Annotated in this window: 1 rRNA gene; it reads right to left on the bottom strand. The window is 49.8% G+C overall.

Going from position 1 to position 255, the window contains the following annotated elements:
- Nucleotides 1-219, bottom strand: a 16S ribosomal RNA gene (locus P0G09_RS20775); the annotation flags it as partial.
- Between the last annotated feature and the right edge of the window lie 36 nt (nucleotides 220-255).

The following is a 255-nucleotide window of genomic DNA, read 5'->3' as shown; positions in this document are numbered from 1 at the left end:
GATTGCTCCTTTTCCCTCTGGTCGATGCCGACCTGTGGGCTTATGCGGTATTAGCAGTCGTTTCCAACTGTTGTCCCCCTCTTTGAGGCAGGTTCCTCACGCGTTACTCACCCGTTCGCCACTCGCTTGAGAAAGCAAGCTCTCTCTCGCTCGTTCGACTTGCATGTGTTAGGCGCGCCGCCAGCGTTCGTCCTGAGCCAGGATCAAACTCTTTATAAATGATATTTATCACTTAAAAAGTGTTAAATCTTCTTC

The organism is Faecalibacterium sp. DFI.5.82 (assembly GCF_029076575.1).
GTDB lineage: Bacteria > Bacillota > Clostridia > Oscillospirales > Ruminococcaceae > Faecalibacterium > Faecalibacterium duncaniae.
The sequence above is the reverse complement of the archived record's forward strand: the minus strand, read 5'-3'. Positions and strand labels throughout refer to the sequence as shown.